Annotated in this window: 20 protein-coding genes; 13 read left to right on the forward strand and 7 right to left on the reverse strand. The window is 50.9% G+C overall.

Going from position 1 to position 22114, the window contains the following annotated elements; translation table 11 throughout:
• The first annotated feature begins 130 nt into the window (after window positions 1–130).
• Window positions 131–1420 (forward strand): citrate synthase, encoded by a 1290-nt coding sequence (locus B7990_RS00075; RefSeq protein ID WP_088639056.1) that lies wholly within the window; start codon window positions 131–133, stop codon window positions 1418–1420.
• A 43-nt stretch (window positions 1421–1463) separates the two neighbouring features.
• Here the strand turns inward: B7990_RS00075 and B7990_RS00080 are convergent, their stop codons facing one another.
• From B7990_RS00080 to B7990_RS00090, 3 genes are all read right to left on the reverse strand, one after another.
• Window positions 1464–3848, reverse strand: coding sequence for an HD domain-containing phosphohydrolase (locus B7990_RS00080; RefSeq protein WP_088639057.1), 2385 nt, complete (start codon window positions 3846–3848; stop codon window positions 1464–1466).
• Window positions 3849–3956: 108 nt separating this feature from the next.
• Window positions 3957–5051 (reverse strand): restriction endonuclease, SacI family, encoded by a 1095-nt coding sequence (locus B7990_RS00085; protein WP_088639058.1) that lies wholly within the window; start codon window positions 5049–5051, stop codon window positions 3957–3959.
• Window positions 5051–6136: a DNA cytosine methyltransferase gene (locus B7990_RS00090; RefSeq protein ID WP_206673984.1), complete on the reverse strand. Its 1086-nt coding sequence runs from the start codon at window positions 6134–6136 to the stop codon at window positions 5051–5053. Before B7990_RS00090 ends, B7990_RS00085 begins: the two co-directional genes overlap by 1 nt.
• 496 nt (window positions 6137–6632) lie before the next feature.
• Between B7990_RS00090 and B7990_RS00095 the strand changes: the two genes are divergently transcribed.
• Together B7990_RS00095 and B7990_RS00100 are read left to right on the forward strand one after the other, a co-directional pair.
• Window positions 6633–7697, forward strand: a complete 1065-nt coding sequence (locus B7990_RS00095) for a branched-chain amino acid aminotransferase (RefSeq protein ID WP_254917330.1) — start codon at window positions 6633–6635, stop codon at window positions 7695–7697.
• 85 nt (window positions 7698–7782) lie between these two features.
• The gene (locus B7990_RS00100; RefSeq protein WP_088639060.1) at window positions 7783–8463 is read left to right on the forward strand and encodes a hypothetical protein; all 681 of its coding nucleotides are present in this window, start codon (window positions 7783–7785) and stop codon (window positions 8461–8463) included.
• Window positions 8464–8601: 138 nt separating this feature from the next.
• Here B7990_RS00100 and B7990_RS00105 read toward each other — a convergent pair whose 3' ends face one another.
• The 4 genes from B7990_RS00105 to B7990_RS00120 form a co-directional block, all read right to left on the reverse strand.
• Window positions 8602–9789, reverse strand: a complete 1188-nt coding sequence (locus B7990_RS00105) for an NAD(P)/FAD-dependent oxidoreductase (protein WP_088639061.1) — start codon at window positions 9787–9789, stop codon at window positions 8602–8604.
• Entirely contained in the window at window positions 9779–9973 is a 195-nt protein-coding gene (locus tag B7990_RS00110) for a 4Fe-4S binding protein (protein WP_088639062.1), read from the reverse strand. The genes B7990_RS00105 and B7990_RS00110 overlap by 11 nt, the downstream gene beginning before the upstream one ends.
• A 153-nt stretch (window positions 9974–10126) precedes the next feature.
• A complete protein-coding gene (locus tag B7990_RS00115; protein WP_088639063.1) occupies window positions 10127–11590 on the reverse strand; it encodes a carboxypeptidase-like regulatory domain-containing protein in 1464 nt (487 codons plus the stop codon).
• Entirely contained in the window at window positions 11587–12426 is an 840-nt protein-coding gene (locus B7990_RS00120; protein WP_088639064.1) for a TIGR02147 family protein, read from the reverse strand. The genes B7990_RS00115 and B7990_RS00120 overlap by 4 nt, the downstream gene beginning before the upstream one ends.
• Before the next feature lie 518 nt (window positions 12427–12944).
• Between B7990_RS00120 and B7990_RS00125 the strand changes: the two genes are divergently transcribed.
• The 10 genes from B7990_RS00125 to nuoK are packed head-to-tail and all read left to right on the forward strand — an operon-like array spanning window position 12945 to window position 22113.
• Window positions 12945–13580, forward strand: a complete 636-nt coding sequence (locus B7990_RS00125; RefSeq protein ID WP_088639065.1) for an NADH-quinone oxidoreductase subunit B — start codon at window positions 12945–12947, stop codon at window positions 13578–13580.
• Between the two features lie 4 nt (window positions 13581–13584).
• Window positions 13585–14187, forward strand: a complete 603-nt coding sequence (locus B7990_RS00130) for an NADH-quinone oxidoreductase subunit C (protein WP_088639066.1) — start codon at window positions 13585–13587, stop codon at window positions 14185–14187.
• Window positions 14184–15377, forward strand: coding sequence for an NADH-quinone oxidoreductase subunit D (locus B7990_RS00135; RefSeq protein WP_014546776.1), 1194 nt, complete (start codon window positions 14184–14186; stop codon window positions 15375–15377). Before B7990_RS00130 ends, B7990_RS00135 begins: the two co-directional genes overlap by 4 nt.
• Complete coding sequence (locus B7990_RS00140) at window positions 15374–16435, forward strand: NAD(P)H-dependent oxidoreductase subunit E (RefSeq protein WP_088639067.1); 1062 nt, start codon at window positions 15374–15376, stop codon at window positions 16433–16435. Before B7990_RS00135 ends, B7990_RS00140 begins: the two co-directional genes overlap by 4 nt.
• A gap of 2 nt (window positions 16436–16437) precedes the next feature.
• On the forward strand, window positions 16438–17745 hold the full coding sequence (nuoF, locus tag B7990_RS00145; RefSeq protein WP_073423386.1) for an NADH-quinone oxidoreductase subunit NuoF: 1308 nt from the start codon (window positions 16438–16440) through the stop codon (window positions 17743–17745).
• Window positions 17746–17749: 4 nt separating this feature from the next.
• Window positions 17750–19336: a 2Fe-2S iron-sulfur cluster-binding protein gene (locus B7990_RS00150; protein WP_088639068.1), complete on the forward strand. Its 1587-nt coding sequence runs from the start codon at window positions 17750–17752 to the stop codon at window positions 19334–19336.
• Window positions 19336–20691, forward strand: coding sequence for a complex I subunit 1 family protein (locus tag B7990_RS00155; protein ID WP_088639069.1), 1356 nt, complete (start codon window positions 19336–19338; stop codon window positions 20689–20691). Before B7990_RS00150 ends, B7990_RS00155 begins: the two co-directional genes overlap by 1 nt.
• Entirely contained in the window at window positions 20691–21257 is a 567-nt protein-coding gene (locus B7990_RS00160; RefSeq protein WP_015732213.1) for an NADH-quinone oxidoreductase subunit I, read from the forward strand. Before B7990_RS00155 ends, B7990_RS00160 begins: the two co-directional genes overlap by 1 nt.
• On the forward strand, window positions 21257–21799 hold the full coding sequence (locus B7990_RS00165; protein ID WP_088639070.1) for an NADH-quinone oxidoreductase subunit J: 543 nt from the start codon (window positions 21257–21259) through the stop codon (window positions 21797–21799). Before B7990_RS00160 ends, B7990_RS00165 begins: the two co-directional genes overlap by 1 nt.
• Window positions 21799–22113, forward strand: coding sequence for an NADH-quinone oxidoreductase subunit NuoK (gene nuoK / locus B7990_RS00170; RefSeq protein WP_085490964.1), 315 nt, complete (start codon window positions 21799–21801; stop codon window positions 22111–22113). Before B7990_RS00165 ends, nuoK begins: the two co-directional genes overlap by 1 nt.
• Window position 22114: the final 1 nt, after the last annotated feature.

Consider the following 22114-nt stretch of genomic DNA (forward strand, 5'->3'; position numbering starts at 1 on the left):
TTCGGCACTTTGGGCTAAAGTATGGCACCCATAGGGTGCGATTATAAAACCCGAAGCAACGGAGTTGCGCCTCAAAGCGAGCCTTGCGAGCGACCTCACAACCCCATACCTCATACCCCTTGGAGATTCCATGTCCAATAACGCGACCTTAAACTACAACGGAAAAAGCTTTGAACTCCCCGTCGTTGATGGCACTGAAGGCGAGCACGGTCTCGATATTAGCGCACTCCGCAAGAGTTCAGGCCTTGTCACGCTGGATTACGGTTACTTGAACACCGGTAGCACCAAAAGCTCTATCACGTTCGTCGATGGCGAACATGGTGTGCTGCGCTACCGAGGATACTCCATTGAAGATCTTGCAGAAAAGGCGACTTTCCCGGAAACCGCTTGGCTCCTGATTTACGGTGAACTCCCGAACCAGGAACAGTTGAGCCATTTCCGTACGCTCTTGACGGAAAACGCCTTGTTGCACGAGAACTTGCTGCACTTCTTCCGTGAAATGCCGCCGGGAGCCCACCCGATGGGTATCCTCTCGTCCGTGGTGAATGCCGTGGGTCTTTTCACGCCGCGTTTCTACGACGACGAAAACATCGCAAGTGCATTTGAACTCACGACCGCTGGTCTCATTTCCAAGATCCGCACGATTGCCGCATTTGCCTACAAGGCAAGTATCGGTGAACCGTTCGTGTACCCGGAAGCGGAACGTAGCTACTGCAGCAACTTCCTCAACATGATGTTCAGCAGTAAGGCTCGCCCGTACCACCCGGATCCGATCATGGAAAAGGCGCTCAACACGCTTCTCATTGTCCATGCGGACCACGAACAAAACTGCTCCACTTCGACCGTTCGTATGGTGGGCAGCTCTCAGGCTAACCTTTACGCTAGCATTTGCGCCGGCATTTGTGCTTTGTGGGGACCGCTCCACGGTGGTGCAAACCAGGCTGTGCTTGAAACGCTCCTCCGCATCCAGCAGAGCGGCATGACGATTGAACAGGTAATGGCAAAGGCTAAGGACAAGAACGATCCGTTCCGTCTTTCTGGCTTTGGTCACCGTGTTTACAAGAGCTATGACCCGCGCGCCAAGGTGCTTAAGAAGCTCATGTACCAGGTCTTTGAACGCGAACATGTGCACGATCCGCTTTTGGATGTGGCTATCAAGCTCGAAGAAGCCGCCCTCAAGGACGATTACTTCGTTGAACGTAAGCTGTACCCGAATGTGGACTTCTACTCTGGCATTCTCTACCGCGCAATGGGCATCCCGACGAACATGCTTACGGTGATGTTCGCGATTGGCCGCTTGCCGGGCTGGATTGCCCACTGGAAGGAAATGCACGACGATCCGCAGAGCAAGATCAACCGTCCGCGCCAGATTTACATTGGCAAGAACGAACGCCCGTGGATTGATAGAGATAAACGATAATTTGAAAAAAAGCTCTCGGGATTGACCGAGAGCTTTTTGCTATTTAAATCACTTTGGGACGGCCGGTACGCATGTTCATTAATGTATCGACAATCTCGTTCCAGTGTTCGAGTGTGACTTTGCCGATGGCGGGGTCGTACATTATGCCCAGATTCTTTTCGATTTCATTGCGGCAGTAATTGAGCGACATGGCGTCACGGTAAATTCGCTTGCTCGTCATGGCGTCTATCGAGTCTGCAATGGCTACTATGCGGGCGCCTATCGGGATGCTTTCGCCCTTGAGACCTTCCGGGTAGCCGCGACCGTCATAGCGTTCATGGTGGTGTAAGACGATCTGCACCAGTTCTTGTGTATAGTTTGATTGCAGTAGAATCTTTGCGCCAATGACCGGATGCTGCTTGATGATTTCGAACTCTTCGTCGGTGAGCTTTTCAGGCTTTTCAAGGATGTAGTCGCTGATTCCCATTTTACCAATATCGTGCAATTGCGCCGCATGCGTAATCAACGATATGGAACTTTCCGAAAGCCCTAAGGAACGGGCGATCAGTTCCGAGAACGCCTTCACTCGTTCGGAGTGGTCTGCCGTAAAGGGATCCTTTGCTTCCACGATTGAAATCAGGCAAGAAACTAGATCCCTGAGGCTCTGATTGTCGCTGTTTTTTACGGGCTTGTGGTAACGCACTTTGTCGCGGTACATGTTCAAGTCGGCTTCCATTTTCCAGTCACTAATGGACTTGCGCGTTCCGGAATCGTTATGCAGGCGACTTTTGCCGACCGCTATCGACAAATGGTACAGCGCCTTTTTGTTGTATTCCTTGATATTGTTCTGTAAAGCGGAATACAGGTGGAAATGCAAGTCCAGCGGAGCATGTGTGATTACTGCAAATTCATCGCCTCCGATTCTAAAACAGTTACCGCTCGCGCCGTATGCTTTTTTGATGGCGTTGGCCGCAGCTTTGATCAGTTCGTCGCCTGCTTGGTGGCCAAAAGTGTCATTTGCGTATTTGAGACCGTTCACGTCCATCAAGAACATGGTCCATAAGTTCTTTTGGGTGTTTTCCTGGCTAATCGTTGATAAAAGCGAATCGAATGCGAGTCTGTTTTCAAGACCTGTCAAGCTGTCTGTCGTAGCGACATCTTGCAGGTGCTCGTTCATTATGCGTAACCTGCTGTTTATCTGTTCCAGTTCAAACGAGGTCTCGCGAATGAACGTGGCCATGCGGGCGGCAAGTGGCAAACGTGTGGTTCTTTTTGTGGAAATGATTTCGCTTTTGGCGTGTTCTCGTTTCGTGATCGGGCCTTCGCGCATCGATGCTATGACGAGCGTGATGTTATGCTGGTTCAAATGCCCTTTTTCGCGCAAAAATTCTCCATGCGAGAAAAATCCTGTGTTAGAGGCGATTCCCTTAAACGATGCTAGTTCAAAAGTTGGATCGTGTTGCGACCAGAAAGCCTTTCTTGCGGCGCAGGAAAATATGTGTAGGACTTCAGGGGCGAAATGTTCTGCGTTTTCGCTTTCTGCCTTGATTTTTTCAATGATCAACTGCGGCTCGCCATACGACAGGCGGACAATCGAGCCTTCGTCAATATCCGAAGACATGGTGAGCGATCCGTCCGGATTGCTTGCTCCTGCGGAACGCACGATAGAAATTCCGTTATGTTCATAGAGCATCGGGAACTCAAGCGCATTGTAGATGAAGTTCTTGTCGTTTTGGATGTTCAGGTACTTGTTGTACACTTCGTAGGCGGGGATGCCGCTCAACTCGTAGAGGACGTTTCCTTGGGAACGGGTGACGTGGAAGTTGCGGCCGATAGGCTTCCAACCGCTGATCTTGCGAGATTCAACATGAAAATCCTTACCGCCGTAGAACACGACTAAAAGGCCTGTCTTGCTATATCCACCTACTGAGGAAAATATACAGGAATTGGGGCTTGTGATGTCGGGGGAGCAGACGATGCCTCCAAAAATCTGGATGTCCGGAGCCAAGGCGTCAAGACCTTCACAGAGAAGCGTCGTCGAAAACGGCGGTATGCAGTGGTAGATTTCGATGGCTTTTACCCAGGGGGTTCGCAGTGTCTCTTCTGCAATTTCGTGGGCGATGTCGCTAATTGATTTTTTGGAAAAGTCGTACTGATAAATTTGGAATTTTGTAGTCGGTCTTTCGATTATGATGGCGGATATTGAAATTTCACTGGCTTTTTCGCAATCTACTATGTTTCCGCTAGTGGAGCCTCCAAACCATGGCGCATTTGGGAAAACGCGTTCCAGGATATTCCAGATGGGTTTCAGTTTTTCGGGATTCTGCTCTTCGGAATGAATCTGGAAAAATACGGTTGGTGAACCGTTTTCTTTGCTCCAGTTGCTAAACTGGGCTAGCTCCCTTTCAAAAGAGACAGCGTCGTTAAACGCGAAAATCCTATTTTTCATTTCGCTTTTCCCCTTCTTGTTACGCCTATGTGTAAACTGTCTTTAATAATATATCATTATCTAGACAGAATGTGACTGGGAAAAATTGAAATATGTGGATTTTGGGGGTTAGTTCTTATTTGACATTCGCTCGTACACCCACATTTGTGCTTCTAACGCTCCGATTGATTCCGCTGTTTTAGCGATGATGTCAATTATGTGGGCTGCGTTTAAATCGATATGTGCTGAAAGAATTGTATCTATTAGGTTGTCGATGGATGTAACTCCGACATACATTCCTTTATCGGCGTATTTTTTACGGGCGTTGTCAAAGTAAGTTGGAGGTTGAGATGCGAATGACGATTGTCGCCCGGCAACAAACATTAGACTCTTTGCATGTGCCTTGTAAGCGGTTTCTGCGGCATGGTCAACATCGGAGGATGAAAACGGTTTGTCTTTCAATTCTGTTGCTATAAAAGGCAAATCATTTCGGAATACGTCAAGATCGCTAAATTGTCTTTTGGATGATCCCGATTGGTTTACGGGATGGGCTGAAATTTTGTATTCGTCATCCGAATATTGCAAATGGTATAGAGCTGTCGTTACAATGACAAGAGCGGCTCCGCCAAATCCCTTATCCAGTAATTCGCTCATGAATTCACGAACGCGGAAAACGCTCATGTTTCTAGAATTTTCTTGAATTAAAGATTGCTGTATGTCGCGAGCTGCTTTTGCATCAAGCAACATTGAAACGATGTAATCGATACATTTGCGAGCTTCAAGGCTATCTTGAACTTTGGGTAAATTGTCACATAGTTGTTCTAGCGCTTTTGTTGGATCTCCACCAGCGGCGGCGTTAGATTTGTCCAATCGTAAAAAGCGTCCTGGTTTATTTACTAAAGGATCGCTATTTGCTCCGTCTAGTACATTTCCCAAAATATTTTTCTGAAAAGGATAAACAACTTTTGATGCTAGAGATCTAGCGTCATATGCGCCAATTGATGTATCGCCAGCTTGTAAAGACAAAATGTCAATTTGGGGATCAATGGCCTTGGCAAGCAAAGCGGTAAACATAATATAACGGTATGTCAAACAGTTCTTACCGTTCATTACGAAATCAATAGTATCCTTGATGGGACAATTTACTATAGGCATGTTTGAACATGCTTTATATGATTCGTGAAGTAATTTTGTCGCTACAGATTTATCTATGTCAATGGCCATTAGCGTTCTCCCCAATACGCATCATACACGGATTTTGCTACAGCTTCTGCAAAACGGCATGGGACCGCGTTTCCTATCTGTTTGTATTGCTTGGTTTTTCGGCCACTGAATTTATAGCCGATGGGGAATGTTTGTATTGCCGCACATTCTTTTATTGTTAATCTGCGGATCGTAGCCGGGATTTTGATTTTCGAGGGTTCTGCTTTTCCGTTGATTAAATCTGTATGGTATTGCTTGAACCAGTTGGGAATACTTGCGTTATGTAATGCGATTTCATCAACAATAGGTGTCTTGTTCCCGCCCATAGATGCTGGAAGTGTTGGGGCTATGTCGTCCAGGTCAATTGGGCGACCCGCACCATTGACTAACATTCCTGCGTAAGGAGAACGTCGCATAACAGGATTTTTTGCAAGAGATACATTTGCCGTACATGTTTGTGGATTATCTTTTTCTCCAAATATTCCAGCGGATAAGATAACTTCACGAGCTGTTTGTGGTTTTGCTTTGTATGCGGTTAATTTTTTATAGAACTGATCTACGGCCCCGACATCTTTCCGGACGCCGATAAAGATAACTCGATCTCGTTTTTCTGGAACACCGTATTCTGAAGTATGGTGAACTCTAAATGATACCTCGTAACCGAGATTTTCCCCTTTCTTTACAATACCTTTACGAACATTTTCCCATTTGTCTAGCAAGCCAAGTGCGGCTACGTTTTCCATAACGAATACTTTAGGGCGCGTTTTCCCTACGGCTTCCATAAATAGCCAGACCATTTGGGATCGTTCGTCGTTAGGATCCATTTTACCTGCGACAGAAAAACCTTGACAAGGGGGACCGCCGAAAAGAACATCAATATCTTTGAATTTGTCTAAATCAGTAATGTGGTCTTTAATATCCCCTTCCACCATTACATGAGATTTTGAAGGACGGTTAAGCCGCCATGCTTCTGCTGCGTCATGGTCAAATTCGTTTGCAAAAACGGAGTTGAATCCGGCTAATTCAAAGCCGACATCTAAGCCTCCTGCTCCCGAAAACAAGCTGATTGCGGTCAATTCTTTGTCAATCTTTTGACTTTTTTTCATACCTTTTCAAATATAAAAAATAGAAATGTCAGTGAGTGTCATTTCTATTTTTTGTTCAGATTCTCAATAAATAGGTCTCTTGCTATTGATGCTTTGGAGCGGGTGCTTGAAGCCGGGCGTTGCGGGCTGGCGCCTGAAGCCCGCTCGAAGGGGTAGCGTAAGACTTGGCGAGTGATGTGTTTGTGTTGTTTTAGAGGGAGGTGCCCGCTCGGTGGCGGGCATGACATGTTTAGAGCCAAGGCTGGAGCGAGGGGGAGTCGTCCCCCGTCTTATACCGAGACTTGACTGGATCCTGCTCCTTCGAACCTAAGAATTGTAAGGTAATAAATTACCAACAATTCTATATCGTCGCTGGCTCCTCAGGATGACGGGTGGCTAATGACCATTGACCGATGACTAAAAACTAGCGGTCATTTTTTCACTTTTTTTTGTACAAGGGATGCCAAAAGGGCGTTTATAATTGTATTTTTCAAGCGGTACCGAATGATACCTTTAAATATGCACATTTGCAAAAAAGGTTAATACTATGCAAGTTGATTTGAAAAATGTCGATTGGAAGACGCTCCCCTTCGGTTATTACGATACCGATTACAATGTCCGCTGCTACTACCGCAATGGTGAATGGGGCAAGATTGAAGTATCTTCTTCCAAGGACATCAGCATCCATATGGCCGCTACTTGCTTGCATTACGGCCAGGAAGGTTTTGAAGGCCTCAAGGCTTACACGGGCAAGGATGGTAAGGTCCGTATTTTCCGCGTCGAAGAAAATGCTAAGCGTATGCAGAATACGGCCAACCGCATTTTGATGGCTGTTCCGCCGGTTGAACTTTTCCGCGAAATGGTCCACACTGTGGTGAAATTGAACAAGCGCTTTGTTCCGCCTTATGGTTATGGCGCAACGCTCTACATCCGTCCGCTCCTGATTGGTATGAGTCCGGAAGTGGGTGTGAAGCCTGCTGATGAATATTTGCTTATGATGTTTGTGACTCCGGTGGGTCCGTACTTCAAGGACGGGTTCAAGCCGGTGGATATGATGATCAGCCGCAACTACGACCGCGCTGCTCCGCAGGGTACGGGTACGGTGAAGGTCGGCGGTAACTACGCTGCAAGCCTTCAGTCCCTTGCTGAAGCCAAGAAGCTCGGTTACTCCAGCACGATTTATCTCGATGCAAAGGAAAAGAAGTATATCGACGAATGCGGTCCGGCAAACTTCTTCGGCATCAAGGGCAAGACCTACGTGACCCCGAAGTCCGAATCCATCTTGCCGTCTATTACGAACAAGAGCTTGCAGCAGTTGGCTGAATACCTCGGCTACACTGTGGAACGTCGCCAGGTTCCGTTTGAAGAACTTGCTGAATTCAGCGAAACGGCTGAATGCGGTACGGCTGCCGTGATCACCCCGATCAAGAAGATTGTGGATCCGGTCGCAGGCAAGGAATTCACTTACGGTGACGGCAAGAATCCGGGTCCGGTCTGCACGGAACTTTTCAACAAGTACACGGCTATCCAGTTCGGTGAAGCTGAAGATCCGTTCGGCTGGACTGAAGTTGTTGATCTTTAATTGATCGAATCTTTTCGAGAATCCCGTGGCGTGTGCTGCGGGATTTTTTTTGTACATTATAGATCCATTTTTAAAGGAGAAAATTATGCGTTTTTTCAAATCGACGAACGTCTTGCTTCTGTTGCTTTCGGTACTGTTGTTGGTGTCTACTGCAAATGCCGGTAAGAAAGGCCTTGGAACTCTTATCGGTGCTGGCGTTGGTGCTGTTACGGGTGCTGTTGCCGAAAAGAAAATTAAAGAAGCTATGGAAAAGGACACCTATACCGGAGATGGCTTTGTTCTTACGGAACAGGGGATTCTCTTAAAGCTCGATGAGGGTGACGTTTTCTTGAATATAAAGAAAATGACTGATTTGGAAATTCTGAAAGAAGTCATTAAAACGACAAACCGCGTTGACGTGACCAAAAAGGCGGAATGGGGCGATCTTCAAGGTCGTGTTCCTGTTTGTGCAGATGATTCGTCTTGCGCAACGATTATAGTTGATGTTGCTAAGGAAAAGATTCTTTCTGTTCGCTTGGCATTTAGCGATGATCCTTCTGATACGTTTGATTTGATTGCCTATCAAGCAACAGAACCGGGAGTTGGAGCTTATGTTTGGAATTTTATCATAAACAACCCTATTCTTGTTGGCATTATCTTGTTTGGCCTGATTGGCTTTATTTGGGATCATAGACCAAGTAAAAAGAAGAAAGCGGCTGAACAAAACGAAGCTGTTGCAGAAGCCTCTGCTGAGGTGGAAAATAAGGATAATAACGAACAGGTTTAAAATCGCTTTTTAGAATAACAAAAAGCCCGAGTTTATCTCGGGCTTTTTGCTTAGATGCGCAGGTGCGTGACAAGTGTGTGGATTGCCGCGCTGCGCTCGCAATGACGATTCTAATGACTATTGACCAATAGCTGTCGACTATTTGAACGTGAGGAACTTGTAGAGCATTTTCGCGGAGAGAACGGGCGTTTGCAAGAAGGCGCGCTTTTTGCAGCCGTGCTTTGCGAAGTTCTGGAGGACCTTGTAGAGTTCTGTCTGTTCTTCCTTGTTGACGTTCAGGAGGAATCTGCGGAACTTGTATTCAAAGTCGTGCATGCGACCAAAGTAATCGTAGCAGCGCTTTTCGTACGTCTTGAGGAATTCCTTGCTCAAGTTGCCGCATTCGAGGCCCTCGTGGACGGTCTGGGCACAGAACCGTCCGGCGCGCATGGCGGCCGCGATGCCGCCACCTGTAAGCGGGTTCGTGTGATGGGCGGCGTCGCCAACGAGGGCAAAGCGGTCGAGTGTGTAATCCTTGAGAACGCTCGAAACGGGGATCGCACCTCCGACAACATGATTGATTTTTGCACCCGGGAAGAGCTTGTACAGCCATTCCATCGTGATGTCCAAGACGTTTGATCCGTGATTGCTCGAAATCAAAAATCCGGCGCCGAAGTTCGTGACGTTGGATTTGACTTTCGGGAAACTCCAGATGTAACCGTCGTTGATAAAGTCGTGGCCTTGCCAGAATGTGAGGTAGTCCGGCTTGGTGAGGATGCCTTGCACTTGGATATCGACGCCGGTGCAGGTGAATCCGGGCTTTTGGAGGCAATCGAGTCCGACTTGGCGCCCGATGCGGCTTTCGACGCCGTCTGCGGCAATGACCATCTTGGCGCGGACTTCTTCAGTCGAATCGCCGGCGCCATCGCCGAGCTTCACGCGCACGAGGCGGGTTCCGCTTTCGACATCTCCGACAAATTCTGCACGGGCGCGAGTGACGAGTTCAACGCCGTCGTTTGCGGCGAGGTGGGCGAGCCACGGGTCGAACTTTTCGCGGTTGAGCATGATGCCCGTGCCTTTCTGCGAAAGGTCGATGTTCACGCCGTTCGGGCCGTAAATATAAAGTCCGTTGATAATTGTTTCGATGCAATCTTCGTCAATCGGGCCGTAAGTCTGCAAGTCCGAAAGCTTGGTACTTGCTTCGCCGCAGCGCACAGGGTAACCAATCTTCTCGCGTTTTTCGAGAAGGAGAACCTTGTGGCCTGCACGGGAAAGATTTCTGGCGGCAACGCTTCCGCCGGGACCTGCGCCAATGACGACGACATCGTATTCGTTATTACAGAACATCGTTCAACTCCTGAATTTTGAGGGCGCCTGCGGGGCATGCTTTTGCGCAGAGACCGCACTTGATGCATTTTTCCTGATCAATTTGCAAATCTAGACCGTACATGTCTAGCGCCATCTTGGGGCAAACGCCGACGCAGCCGGCGCATTCCAGGCAAACACCTCTATCGTGAACGAGAACTTTCATAAGCGAGAATATATAAAAATAGTTATTAGTTATTAGTTACTAGTTGCTAGAAAAAATCGTATTTCGTTAGAAAAGGAGATGCCCCGCCGGAGCGGGGCATGACATCTTTCGTCTGTAGCCACATCGTGGCGTTCTTTCGTCTCTCGTCTGCTATTACTTCTGCATTATGTAGAATGCGGAGAGCCAGGCGTGGAGGCGTTCCCAGCCCTCGTCATCTGCTTGCGCGATGGAGTTCGGGCCGAGCGAGAAAACGGTCAAGTCTTCGAGCTTGTGTTTTCCGACGGTGAATCCTGGAAAGTTGATGAAGGCATTTTGCATGTTGCTATCTTCGACAATCTTTCCGTCTACGGCGATGACGAGGTGGTTCAGCTTGACAAACATCGCAATATGGTGGCGCTTGCCGTCTAGAACCTTATGGCAGGACGAATCCTTGATAACAAAAAAGCCATTTTTGTACGTCGTGTCGGTAGAGTATCTCTTGTAGAAGTTGGCGCAGAGCTCTTCGTAATCATCACCGGTTCTCATACGGTAGATGACATCGTTCTTTTCTTGGGACTTGAGGAAAATGGAGTCGATGTTTTCGATCGTGCTTCCATCTTTTTGAATCCAGAAACTGATGCCAAAACTGTTGCTGTAACCGTTGATGTTGTCGTTGTAGCCGTTTTCGGAGACGCTCAAGTCCGCTTCTGTCTCGGCGTAAGCCTTGGCAACTTGCATCGGGGGGAGGCTTGAATCGCTGGATGCAACTGTGAACTTGTATGTGCCGACATCGAAATTCGGGATGACGGTCAGGTAACCGTCATCGTTGCCAGAAACCTTGTAGAGCGCAAGCGTGTCGCCGTCCTTGTTCAAGAGAACCGGGTTCTTGAGGTCTGTGCTGAGCGAAACCGGAACGATCACAGAATCGAGAGTCTTTTTGCCATTGAGCTTTTTAGCTGCGGTCAGGGCTTCTTCCGGCACGGTGACTGTGACTATAGTCGAAGAGACTTCGAGCTTTTCGCCGGGAACAAAGTCCCACTTGACGTTTCGCGTCGAGGTGTCGCAACCGGCGCCTCGGATGAGGATGATGTTCGTGAATTCTGCAGGCGGAATTTCATCGAGCTTGACGATTCCCGACTTGAGGTCGCTTTCGCTGACTGCGGTGCAGTTGAGCGTACCTGTGATGCAGAGCGTGTCGCCTTTGTCGAGGTCATACGTGTTGAGATCGAGTTCAAGGCTTGCATTCTCTTCGAGCTTTGCTTCGGGGACGTTGAGCGTCTGCAGGTCGGTCTTGGAGTCTTCGACGGTGAGCGTGATGTAGGCGGACTGCGTGTGTTCCGTGTTGCTGATCTGCAAGGCGTAGTCGCCAGCGGGGATGCTGTCAATCGTGTACTTGCCGTCTTCGTCTGTCGTGTCGGTCTTGATGGGGGCCATGCGGGCGGCAATGTGCGTTGCCGAAATCAGGTCCACCCTTGCGCTTGTAGCGGGCGTTCCGTTTTCGTTGATGATGATGCCTGCGATGGTCGTGCCGGATTCAGTTTCTGTGAGTACGCCGGCGTGGTTTTCGTCGGAGCAAGCCGAGAAAATCGATGCGAGGGCAAAAACCCCTGCTATATTAATAATCTTAAAGTTCATCATGCTTTAACCTCCGGATCGAGGTTAGAGAACAGGTGCAAGTTCATCTGGTAAACACCGCTTGCTTTTTCGTTATCTTCGCTGATGATGCGTCTTGCCTTGGCCTTGAATTCCTGGAGTTCGGATTCAAGTTTCTTGTAGGCGTTGTTCGAGATGCTGAAGGTGAGCGTGCTCATGACGGTCGGCATCTTGGGGCGCGTGATGAGCGCCTGCTTCGAAAGCTCAAAACATTGCAACTGGTACTGCTTGATGAGTTCTGCGTTGTTGTATGGACCACTGGAAATGGATTCCTTGGTCGGCTTCCAAAAACCCGCTTCGTTCTTGCGGGCGAGTCCCAGCTTTTCCAAAAGGGATAGCGAGTCCTTGAGCTTCCCTAGTGGAATTTTCGGGAAGATTCTCTTTTGTACGGGGGTCAAGTCGTCTGTAACGTCCATAGCATCAAGAATAGCAAACATAGCGCTATGGTACCAGTGGTTATAGTATTCGTAGGTGTTCGAATCGAGGATATGCTGCGGATTGGGGTGCAGGTGCAAAAGTTCTTCCATGGCTGCGCTGCGGGCGGTTTCGGTTTTTGCCTGGTCGAGCTTCACCATGGTCTCGAAGTACTTTGCGGCTTTCTTGTTGAGGCCGAGGACTTCGATGAACTTGGCTGTCATGCGGGGGCTGACCTTTTTCCCTCTGAGAACATCGGCAAAGTAGCTGCGCGTCTTGGGGAGGCCGAGCATATTGCAGATTCCGGTACGGGTGAATTCCGGGTCGGACTGGACTCTGGCCGCCTGGTATTCTTCCAAGTACTTGCGGAAGTGCGTAAACTGGTAAATGTCGATATAGTTTTCCACGAGTCTAATATAATATTTATGAGAACTAAGGTGAGAACATTTTTTGAGAAATAGCATTAAAATGTGATGTATGTCTGCTTGATAGTTTCTTACTTTTTTGTTACGATAAAGCCGGGCGTTGCGGGCTGGCGTCTGAAGCCCGCTCAAAGGGGGAGCAAAAGACGAGGCTTTTGCGAGGGGGACGCTTCCCCCAACTACCCACCAACTACTATCTACTGCCTACTTGTAAATTCGCTACGCTCATTTACCAAATACTAGGCTCGGAAATGTCGGTGCGAGCACCGCCGCTTCTCTCGCCTTACGTATTTGTCCTACTTCCAGCTTCCTGCTGTCTACCTCCTATTGCTTACTTCCTACCGCCTACTTCTTACTTTTTTATTGCATTTTAAAAATGGGCGTGTCCGGTGCGAAAAAACAGCTTTTTCCTAAAGCTTCAACCGCTTACTTCTTACTTCCTACTTCCTACTTTCTACTATTAAATTTCTATCTTTAGGCGCGAATTTTATGAGGTAACTCCTATGGGTAATGAGGCAGAAAAGCCGAATATCATTACGTCCTCGCTTGATTTTTTGGTCAACTGGGGGCGTTCTAATTCACTGTGGCCGTTCCCTTACGGTACGGCTTGTTGTGCAATCGAATTCATGAGTACGGAAGTGGGTCGTTATGACCTTTCACGTATCGGTTCTGAATACGTGCGTTTTACGCCGCGTCAGTCCGATGTGCTGCTTGTTGCAGGTACGATCACTTACAAGCAGGCTCCGATCTTAAAGCGCATCTATGAGCAGATGGCTGAACCTCGCTGGGTCATTGCCATGGGTGCATGCGCAAGCTCTGGCGGTTTCTATGACTGCTACTGCACGGTCCCTGGTATCGACCACATTATCCCGGTGGATGTGTATATCGGTGGTTGCCCTCCGCGTCCGGAAGCTTTCTTCGATGCCATGTTTGACTTGCAGAAGAAAGTCAAGGATGAATCCTTCATGAAACAGCGCGCCGAAAGCATCAAGGACCAGCTTGAAATGATCAAGGCAAAGACTGCCGAAGCAAAGCGCGACATTGCCGCTTGCGCCCACGAAAAAATCGTGGACATCAAGGACTTCATGAAAGAAAAGCAAGAAAATCTTGTAAAGAAAGCCCAGTTCTGGAAGGAGTAGAAGAATGACTGTTGAAGAAATCTTCGCCGCCCTTGAAGGAAAGTTTGACGTCAAGCGCGAACCGCTCGACAAGTGGGGTATCACGGCAGTCGTTGCTGCTCCCTATCTGCATAACGTAGTCCAGTTCCTCAAGGAAGAAGCCGGCATCAAGTTCGATATGCTCGTGGACATTGCCGGTATCGACTACTTGACTTACCCGAATCACGAAGGCCCTCGCTTTGCGGTCTCTTATGCTTTCAAGAGCATGAAGAATCCGGGTGCCCGCATCCGTCTTAAGGTGCTGGTGTCCGAAGAAAGCCTCAAGGTCCCGACGATTAGCGACCTCTATGCCAATGCCAACTGGTACGAACGCGAAGTCTATGACCAGTTCGGTGTGATTTTCGAAGGTCATCCGGACCTCCGCCGCCTGTTGAACCACGTTGAATTTGTTGGCCATCCGCTCCGCAAGGATTACCCGGCCCAGAAGCGCCAGTGGCTCTCGACAAACGACTACCTGCTTCCGGAACTCGAAAAGCGTCTCGAAGAACTTGGCTACAAGGTCATCCAGCGCTCTAAGGAAGTGGAAACGAACGACAATGAATTTTTGGAAGGGAGTATCAAGGCATGATCGTATTAGATCCGAATGGCGAAAAGCTGAATTTGATGCCCTTGAACGTTGGGCCTAGCCACCCGGCAACTCACGGTTGCTTGCGATTCTTGACCGCTATGGATGGTGAAACCATCGTGGCATCCGTCGAAGAAATCGGCTACCTGCACCGCGGGTTCGAAAAAATGGTCGAACGCGGCACTTGGCAGCAAGTTGTCCCGTACACGGACCGCTTGAACTACTGCTCTGCTATCATGAACAACATTGCGTTCTGCCGTGCAGTCGAAAACATGTTCGGTGTTGAAATCCCGGAACGTTCCAAGGTCCTCCGCGTGATCGTGAACGAACTTTCCCGTATCAATGACCACTTTGTGTGCGTCGCTGCTGCGTTCCAGGACTTGGGCGGTACGACTCCGTTCATGTACGCCTTCAACCCGCGTGAAGAAATCATGTGCATCTGGGAAAAGCTCACAGGTGCACGCCTTACGAACAGCTTTGCTCGCATTGGCGGTCTCTACCGCGATAGCTACGAAGGTTTTGAACAGGACGTTCTCGCAGCCCTCAATTCTACCGAAAAGGCTTTGAAGGACTTGCACGCCTGCTTGGACAGAAACCGCATCTTCCTCGACCGTACGGTGGGCATCGGCAAGATTTCTGCCGAAAAGGCCATTAGCTACGGCTGGACCGGTCCGTGCCTCCGCGCATCCGGTGTTGCTTCTGACCTCCGCAAGGACGAACCGTATTACGATTACGAAACCTACGACTGGGAAGTCGTGGTCGGCACTCAGGGCGACTGCAACGACCGTCTGCAGGTTCGTTTGGCTGAAATTGAAGAATCCGTGAAGATTGTGCGCCAGGCTTTGAAGCGCCTCGCTCCGGGTCCGGTCGATATCGTCGATCCGCGTATCCGCGTACCGGCTCACAAGCTCGCTTACCAGGATATGGAAGGCCTTATCGGTCGCTTCAAGAGCGTTTACGAAGGCATCCGCGTTCCGGAAGGCGAATACTACTGCGGGAGCGAATGCGCTAACGGTGAACTTGGCTTCACGATTATTTCTGACGGCTCTGGCCATCCGTACCGCATCAAGGTGCGTCCGCCTTGCCTTACGCAGTTTGCTGCATTCCATGAACTCGTCGAAGGCGGTCTCTTGGCTGACTCCATGGCCGTGCTTTCGGGTCTCAACATTATTGCTGGAGAACTTGACCGATGAGAGAACATATTACTGGCGCTGTCCAATTTGTCTCGAACAATCATTTGAAGTTCGACCGTCCGGCGCAGCCGATTGATGCTTTGCCGGATCCGGGCCAGAAGTTTGGCTATGTGAACAAGCCTGTGCCGCAGCCGCCTACGGCTGAAGTGCTCGCCAAGCTCAATACGCCTGAAATCAAGGAACGCTGCGCTGATTTGCTCAGCCGCTATCCGGTCGGTCAGGCAGCACTTCTCGAAGTGCTTTGGCTCGTGCAGGGCGTGTTTGGCTGGGTGCCGCGTGAAGGTATCCGCTGGGCTGCTAATGTCTGCGGTTGCGCTCCGGCTCATGCTCTTGGCGTTGCTACGTTCTACACGATGTACAACCACGCTCCGAAGGGCAAGTTCCTCTTGCAGTTCTGCCGTAACATCAGCTGCACGATCAAGGGCGCTCCGAGCCTTATCGCTTATGTGGAACATGCTTTGAACATCAAGACGGGCGAAACGACTCCGGATGGTCTCTTTACGATCCTCCAGGTGGAATGCCTCGGTTCTTGCGGCAACGGCCCGATGATGCTCGTGAACGACGACTTCGCTACAGACGCTGATGGCGACGTGCTCACGATGAAGCCGGGTACAAAGCTTACGACCGACAGCATCGACCGCATCCTCAAGTGGTGCTATGCTCATGAAAATAACATCCCGAAGCACGATGTGCTCGGCGGTACGGTGAAGGGCCACTGCGGTCATCCGGGCGCTCCGGGTGCTATTGCAAAGCCGCAGGTAGCTGACTACGCTCCTCCTTCTCCGGTTTTGAATGTCAAGTCCGAAGCTGACGAAACGGGTGCTACCCTCACTTGGAAGGGCGCTCCGGAATTCACGAAGATTGTCGTCGAAAAGAAGAATGGCAATGACTGGGTCGCTGTGGGCGAGCCGGGCGTGAAGGACAAGGCTTTTGTGGACCCGAACGGAAAGGTCGGCGACGAATACCGTATGATTGCGACCTCCGGTGAACGTGTTGCTAAACCCTCGGCTGTTGCTGTGACCAAGCAGAAGCCCGCACCGGAACAAAAGGCGGTTTAATTATGGCTGAATGTGTAAAAGTTTGTACGCAGAATTTTGGCAAGGGCGCCCAGGACATCGAAGTCTATAAGAAGCTGGGTGGCTACTCCAACATTTCTGAACGCTTGTTCAACATGAGCCAGTTTGAGCTCATCGATTACGTGCAACGTTCTAACCTCCGCGGACGCGGTGGTGCAGGCTTCCCGACTGGCATGAAGTGGAGCTTTGTGCCGCGTGGTACGGGCAAGCCGGTTTACATTGTCGTAAACGCTGACGAAGGCGAAGGCGGTACCTTTAAGGACCACTTCCTCATGCTCGAAGATCCGCACCGCTTGATCGAAGGCCTTATCATTGCCGCTTGGGCTCTTGGCTCTCGCGCAGCCTACATCTACTGCCGTGGCGAATTCCTCCCGTGCATCGAAGCCTTGAACAAGGCTTTGAACCAGGCTTACGCTGCTGGCTACCTCGGCGAAAACATTTGCGGCACGAAGTTCAGCTTTGATATCTTTGTGCATCGCGGTGCTGGCGCCTACATTTGCGGTGAAGAAACTGCTCTTATTAACTCTCTTGAAGGCCAGAAGGGCCAGCCGCGCTTGAAGCCGCCGTTCCCGGCTGTTTGCGGTGCCTGGAAGTCCCCGACTTGCGTGAACAACGTCGAAACCATCATGTCGCTTCCGTGGATTTTGAGCCACGACCCGAGCGACTACGCCAAGATGGGTACGCCGCGCGCCGGTGGTACGAAGGTGTTCTGCATTTCCGGTGACGTGAAGAACCCGGGCGTGTACGAAGCTCCTCTCGGCACTCCGATGATGACTATGATTAACGATTACGCCGGTGGCGTTGTGGGTGGCAAGCTCAAGGCTGTGCTCCCGGGCGGTTCCTCTTGCGCTCCCTTGACTGCAGAAGAAGCTGCAGTCGCCACGATGGACTACGAATGCCTCGCCTCGATGAAGACGATGTTCGGTTCTGGCGCTATGATCGTGATTAACGATACGCACAACATGGCAGACCTCTTGAATTGCCTCGGCAACTTCTACAGCCATGAATCTTGCGGCCAGTGCACGCCGTGCCGTGAAGGTACAGGTCTCTTGCACCGCATCTTGAACCAGATGGTGGCCGGCAACGGTCATGATGGCGATGTGGAACTCATGCAGAGCCTTTCTAGCGGATTTGGTGGCGTGACTATTTGCCCGCTCTCCATTTCTTTGGGTGGCCCGGTCTCGAGCTACACTGCAAAGTTCCGTGCGGACTTTGACGAATATATCGCTAAGAACCCCGAACACGCAAAACCGCGTATTCAAGAAACAAGTCGTCCTGGAATTTTCTGGTAATAATATGAGTAACTACTACAATATGCCGAAACTCCCGACCGAAGCAAGCCCGAAGGTGGAAATCTTCGTGGATGACAAGGCCGTGATGGTTCCTGGCGATACCAACCTCCTCGAAGCCCTGAAGGCTGTCGGGATTGAAACTCCTCACGTATGTTATCATCCGTATTTGCCGGTGTCGGGTAACTGCCGTCAGTGCCTGGTAGAGCAGGAAGGCCCGCGTGGTCGTATGCTCGTGATTTCGTGCTATACTCCTGTGACTCCGGGTATGAAGATTTATACCCCGGCATCCAGCGCCCGCGTGAAGAACGCCCGCAAGGCCACACAGGAATTCATGCTGGTGAACCACCCGCTCGATTGCCCGATTTGCGACAAGGCCGGTGAATGCACCTTGCAGGAAAACTACATGGAAGCAGGCCAGAACGAAGGCCGCCTCCGTCCGGAATACGGCAAGAATTACCACGGCAATCCGGAACATCAGTTCATTGATGCGAAGGGTCAGCTCCGTGGCGGTAAGCATGTGGACATCGGTCCGCGCATTTTGCTCGACGAAGAACGTTGCGTGCAGTGCGACCGTTGCGTACGCTTTATGCGTAGCATCGCGAAGGACGAACAGCTCCAGCTTGCTGGCCGTGCCGACCATACTTACATTACTACCTTCCCGGGCGAAAAGCTCGACCACGAATACGACCTCTGTGTCACGGACGTATGCCCGACGGGCGCCATGACGGCAAAGTACTTCCGCTTCCAGAAGCGCGTTTGGCTCCTTGCCCACACGCCGACGATTTCGATGGACGACTCCCTCGGTGCAAACATCTGGCTTGATCATGCTGATGGCCGCATCTATCGCGTGATGCCGCGTTGCAACCCGGAAGTGAACCGCAGCTGGCTCTCCAATACGAGCCGTCTCGCTTTCCAGCAGTTCGACAAGAACCGCTTGCCGGCAATCGACGCTTCTGCACTCCAGCTGGTTGGCGGTAAGGTCGCCCTCGTTGCTGGTGGCGCTTGCACGAACGAAGACCTCGCCGCTCTCAAGATGCTTAAGGAAGCTCTCGGTGACCGCGCTGAACTCTTCGGTGGTTCCCTCCTCAAGGTGAACGCTCCGGACGGTATCGCCAAGAGCGGTGACCCGGTGGCAAACCGCGCAGGCATGCAGCTCATGGGCTTTGCAGACGTTGCAGAACTCATCAAGCGCGCAGGCGAATTCAGCAACCTCATCACGGTGAACGCAGACCTCTACGGCGAAGACGCTGCTGCTAAGGCTCTCGACAAGATTTCGAACCGCATCGCCCTTTCTGCCTTTGATGACGCTACCGCCAAGAAGGCCAAGGTCGCTTTCGGTATCCGTCACTGGAGCGAAGTCCAGGGCACGATGGTCAACAGCCTGAACATCTTGCAGAAGCTCTCTGCTGCTCCGACTTGCCCGGATGAAAAGCTTGCCCCGGCTTACGAAGTGATTTCCGCACTTGCCGGTAACAAGTTCAATTCGGCTTGCGAAGCTTTCAAGAAGGCTCGTGAATACGTGCCGGCCTTTGCCGACATTACCTATGATGCCATCAAGAGCACAGGAAAGCTCCTGGGAGGTAACGCATAATGGATATTATCGAATCCAAAACCTGGATTGAATGGGCAATCACGATTGCGAAGTTCGCATTCTGCTTCGTGCCTGTCCTTTACATCCTTCTTTTAATCCCGATGGAACGTCGTGGCGCTGGCTTTATGCAAGACCGTCAGGGCCCGAACCGCTCCTATATCAAGATCCCGTACTTCGGCAAGATCCGTTTGCTCGGTTACGTGCAGAACATGTGCGACGGTACGAAGCTCTTCTTCAAGGAAATGTTCGCTCCGGCTGGCGTGAACAAGCTTCTGTACTACGTGGCTCCGGCCATCCCGTTCGCCATCGTGTTCCTCTCCCCGTGCGTGATCCCGTGGTTTGGACCGATGATCTTTGACTGGGGTGGCGAAACGGTGCGCATTGCAGGTTCCATCATCGATTCCGATGTGGGCGTGCTCTTGCTCTTCGGTTTCTCCTCGATCTCGGCTTACGGTGCCATGCTCGCTGGTTGGGCTTCCAAGTCCAAGTACAGCTTCTTGGGCGCTCTCCGTACGAGCTCCATGACCATCAGCTACGAAGTCTGCCTCGGACTTTCGCTCATGGGCATTTTGCTCCTCGCCGGTTCTTTCAACCTCACGGACATTGTGCAGTGGCAGGAAAATCACGTGTGGGGCATCGTTGCCCAGCCGGTCGCATTCTTCTGCTTCCTCATTGCAAGCATTGCTGAAACGGGCCGTGCTCCGTTCGACGTCGCTGAAGGTGAACCTGAACTCGTCGCCGGTTACCATACGGAATATGGCGCTATGCAGTTCGGTCTCTTCTACATGGGCGAATACTCGCACATCTGCATCAACAGCTTCCTCATTGCAACACTGTTCCTCGGCGGTTATGCAGTTCCGTTCGTGACGACCGAAACGATGCAGGAACACATGGGTGGCTCCCTTGCCATTCTCTGTGGCGTGCTCGCCTTTATCGCTCTCGCTTTCCTCCACATGATTTACCGCTATTCCAGAAAGCTCAAGGCTACAAACCTTACGCACCGCTTTGAAGTCCTTAAGGAATACAAGCTTTACAAGATTGTGGCTTGGGTCGCTGCCGCTGCATTTATTGCTCTCGGTGTTGCCGCCTGGTTCTTCTACAATCCTGAAAACTTCGTGGTGAATGGCCTCGCTGTCGGTAGCTTTGCAACCGCAGTCGGTACGGCGCTCATCCACTTGCTCGTTCTTGTGGCAAAGAGCCTCATCTTCTGCTGGGTCTGGATTTGGGTCCGCTGGACGCTCCCGCGCTTCCGCTATGACCACGTGATGCACCTCGGCTGGAAGATTATCTTGAATATCGCCCTCATCAACCTCGTGGTGACTGCGGTCATTGCAAAACTTTTAGGGGGTAACTAATGCGCGTTATTAAGCAAAAACCGATGACCGTCATTGAACGCCTTTACATTTTCGAGGCGATTCGCGGTCTGTGGACAACCCTTAAGCATGCGGCTCGTGGCTTGTTCCGCTATGAAGAACTTCCGACGATTTCTTATCCGGAAGGTCAGCCCGAAATCCGCAATACCTACCGTGCCAAGCACCGCTTGATGCTTCGCCCGGATGGTACGCCTCGCTGTGTCGCCTGCGGCATGTGCGCTGCGGCTTGCCCTGCCCACTGCATCTTCATCGAAGCAACGCAGAGCGATGACCCGCGTATCGAAAAGCGCGTGATGCGCTTTGACATCGACCACTTGACTTGCGTGTTCTGCGGCCTTTGCGCAGAAGCTTGCCCGGTCGATGCCCTCCGCATGGATACGAAGCAAATCATTTTCGAACACCGTTCCCGCGAAGACTTCGTGGCACACCTTTACGATCTCACCAACTGGGATCCGAAGGATTACCCGAATGACGAACAGAGCCAGATGGCTCCGGGCGGTACAAAGAATGCCGAGGCCCGCAAGGTCTGGGGCATGGAGGTAAAATAATGCTCGCTTTGATTTATTTCATTGTCCTCGCAATTATCGCAGTCGGCAGTGCCGTTTGCGTGCTCCTCTCTAGGCATCCGCTCTATGGCGCCCTTTCGTTGGTCGTCTCGATGGTGTCTCTTGCCGGTATTTACGGCCTTCTCGGAAGCCCGTTCCTCGGCGTGGTCCAGATTATGGTCTATGCCGGAGCCATCATGATGCTCCTGACGTTTGTCATCATGGTCTTGAACGGCGCTCGCGATTCCCATACGCCGATGTTCGACAAGGTTTCGCTCTTTGTGATTCCTGCCGTCATCGTGCTTGCCGGTCTCGTGGGCTTTGCACTTGTCCGCTCTCCGATTGCATTCGATGCAGCGACGATTTGCGGTTCTGTGGCAATCACTTCCAAGACTCTCTTTGATGTAGCTCAGAGCGGCCCTGGTTACTTCGTGCTTTTCGAAGTCCTCGGTGTGCTTCTGCTTTCTGCCATGGGTGCCGCAGTGCTTCTCGCCAAGAAGCGCCTTGGTTCTGTGGAATCCGAAAAAACGGAGGATAAACACTAATGGAACTCCAAGCTATATATGTTCAGATCTTGGCCCTGGTCATTTTCGCCATCGGCCTCATGGTCGCGGTCTCTCGCCGCAATGTGTTCTTTGTGCTGATGGGCGTTGAACTTGCCCTGAACGCCGTGAACCTCTCCTTCGTGGGCTTTGCAAAGACGCTCCCTGCGGAGGCAAGCATTGTGGGCCAGGTGGTTCCGCTGTTTTCCATCGCAGTCGCTGCCGCTGAAGCTTGCGTCGGCCTTGCCATGGTCATTCTCATTTTCCGCAACCGTGAAAGCGTTGACGCCGACACGTATTCTAACATGAAGGGGTAAT

The organism is Fibrobacter sp. UWB4 (assembly GCF_002210345.1).
Lineage (GTDB): Bacteria > Fibrobacterota > Fibrobacteria > Fibrobacterales > Fibrobacteraceae > Fibrobacter.

Excerpts from the sequence above, each read along its gene's own strand:
- B7990_RS00155 (WP_088639069.1), top strand. The coding sequence starts at position 19,336 with ATGGATATTATCGAATCCAAAACCTGGATTGAATGGGCAATCACGATT.
- B7990_RS00130 (WP_088639066.1), top strand. The coding sequence starts at position 13,585 with ATGACTGTTGAAGAAATCTTCGCCGCCCTTGAAGGAAAGTTTGACGTC.
- B7990_RS00085 (WP_088639058.1), bottom strand. The coding sequence starts at position 5,051 with ATGGCCATTGACATAGATAAATCTGTAGCGACAAAATTACTTCACGAA.
- nuoK (WP_085490964.1), top strand. The coding sequence starts at position 21,799 with ATGGAACTCCAAGCTATATATGTTCAGATCTTGGCCCTGGTCATTTTC.
- B7990_RS00125 (WP_088639065.1), top strand. The coding sequence starts at position 12,945 with ATGGGTAATGAGGCAGAAAAGCCGAATATCATTACGTCCTCGCTTGAT.
- B7990_RS00115 (WP_088639063.1), bottom strand. The coding sequence starts at position 11,590 with ATGATGAACTTTAAGATTATTAATATAGCAGGGGTTTTTGCCCTCGCA.
- B7990_RS00110 (WP_088639062.1), bottom strand. The coding sequence starts at position 9,973 with ATGAAAGTTCTCGTTCACGATAGAGGTGTTTGCCTGGAATGCGCCGGC.
- B7990_RS00165 (WP_088639070.1), top strand. The coding sequence starts at position 21,257 with ATGCTCGCTTTGATTTATTTCATTGTCCTCGCAATTATCGCAGTCGGC.
- nuoF (WP_073423386.1), top strand. The coding sequence starts at position 16,438 with ATGGCTGAATGTGTAAAAGTTTGTACGCAGAATTTTGGCAAGGGCGCC.
- B7990_RS00150 (WP_088639068.1), top strand. The coding sequence starts at position 17,750 with ATGAGTAACTACTACAATATGCCGAAACTCCCGACCGAAGCAAGCCCG.
- B7990_RS00090 (WP_206673984.1), bottom strand. The coding sequence starts at position 6,136 with ATGAAAAAAAGTCAAAAGATTGACAAAGAATTGACCGCAATCAGCTTG.
- B7990_RS00075 (WP_088639056.1), top strand. The coding sequence starts at position 131 with ATGTCCAATAACGCGACCTTAAACTACAACGGAAAAAGCTTTGAACTC.
- B7990_RS00080 (WP_088639057.1), bottom strand. The coding sequence starts at position 3,848 with ATGAAAAATAGGATTTTCGCGTTTAACGACGCTGTCTCTTTTGAAAGG.
- B7990_RS00160 (WP_015732213.1), top strand. The coding sequence starts at position 20,691 with ATGCGCGTTATTAAGCAAAAACCGATGACCGTCATTGAACGCCTTTAC.
- B7990_RS00105 (WP_088639061.1), bottom strand. The coding sequence starts at position 9,789 with ATGTTCTGTAATAACGAATACGATGTCGTCGTCATTGGCGCAGGTCCC.
- B7990_RS00100 (WP_088639060.1), top strand. The coding sequence starts at position 7,783 with ATGCGTTTTTTCAAATCGACGAACGTCTTGCTTCTGTTGCTTTCGGTA.
- B7990_RS00140 (WP_088639067.1), top strand. The coding sequence starts at position 15,374 with ATGAGAGAACATATTACTGGCGCTGTCCAATTTGTCTCGAACAATCAT.
- B7990_RS00135 (WP_014546776.1), top strand. The coding sequence starts at position 14,184 with ATGATCGTATTAGATCCGAATGGCGAAAAGCTGAATTTGATGCCCTTG.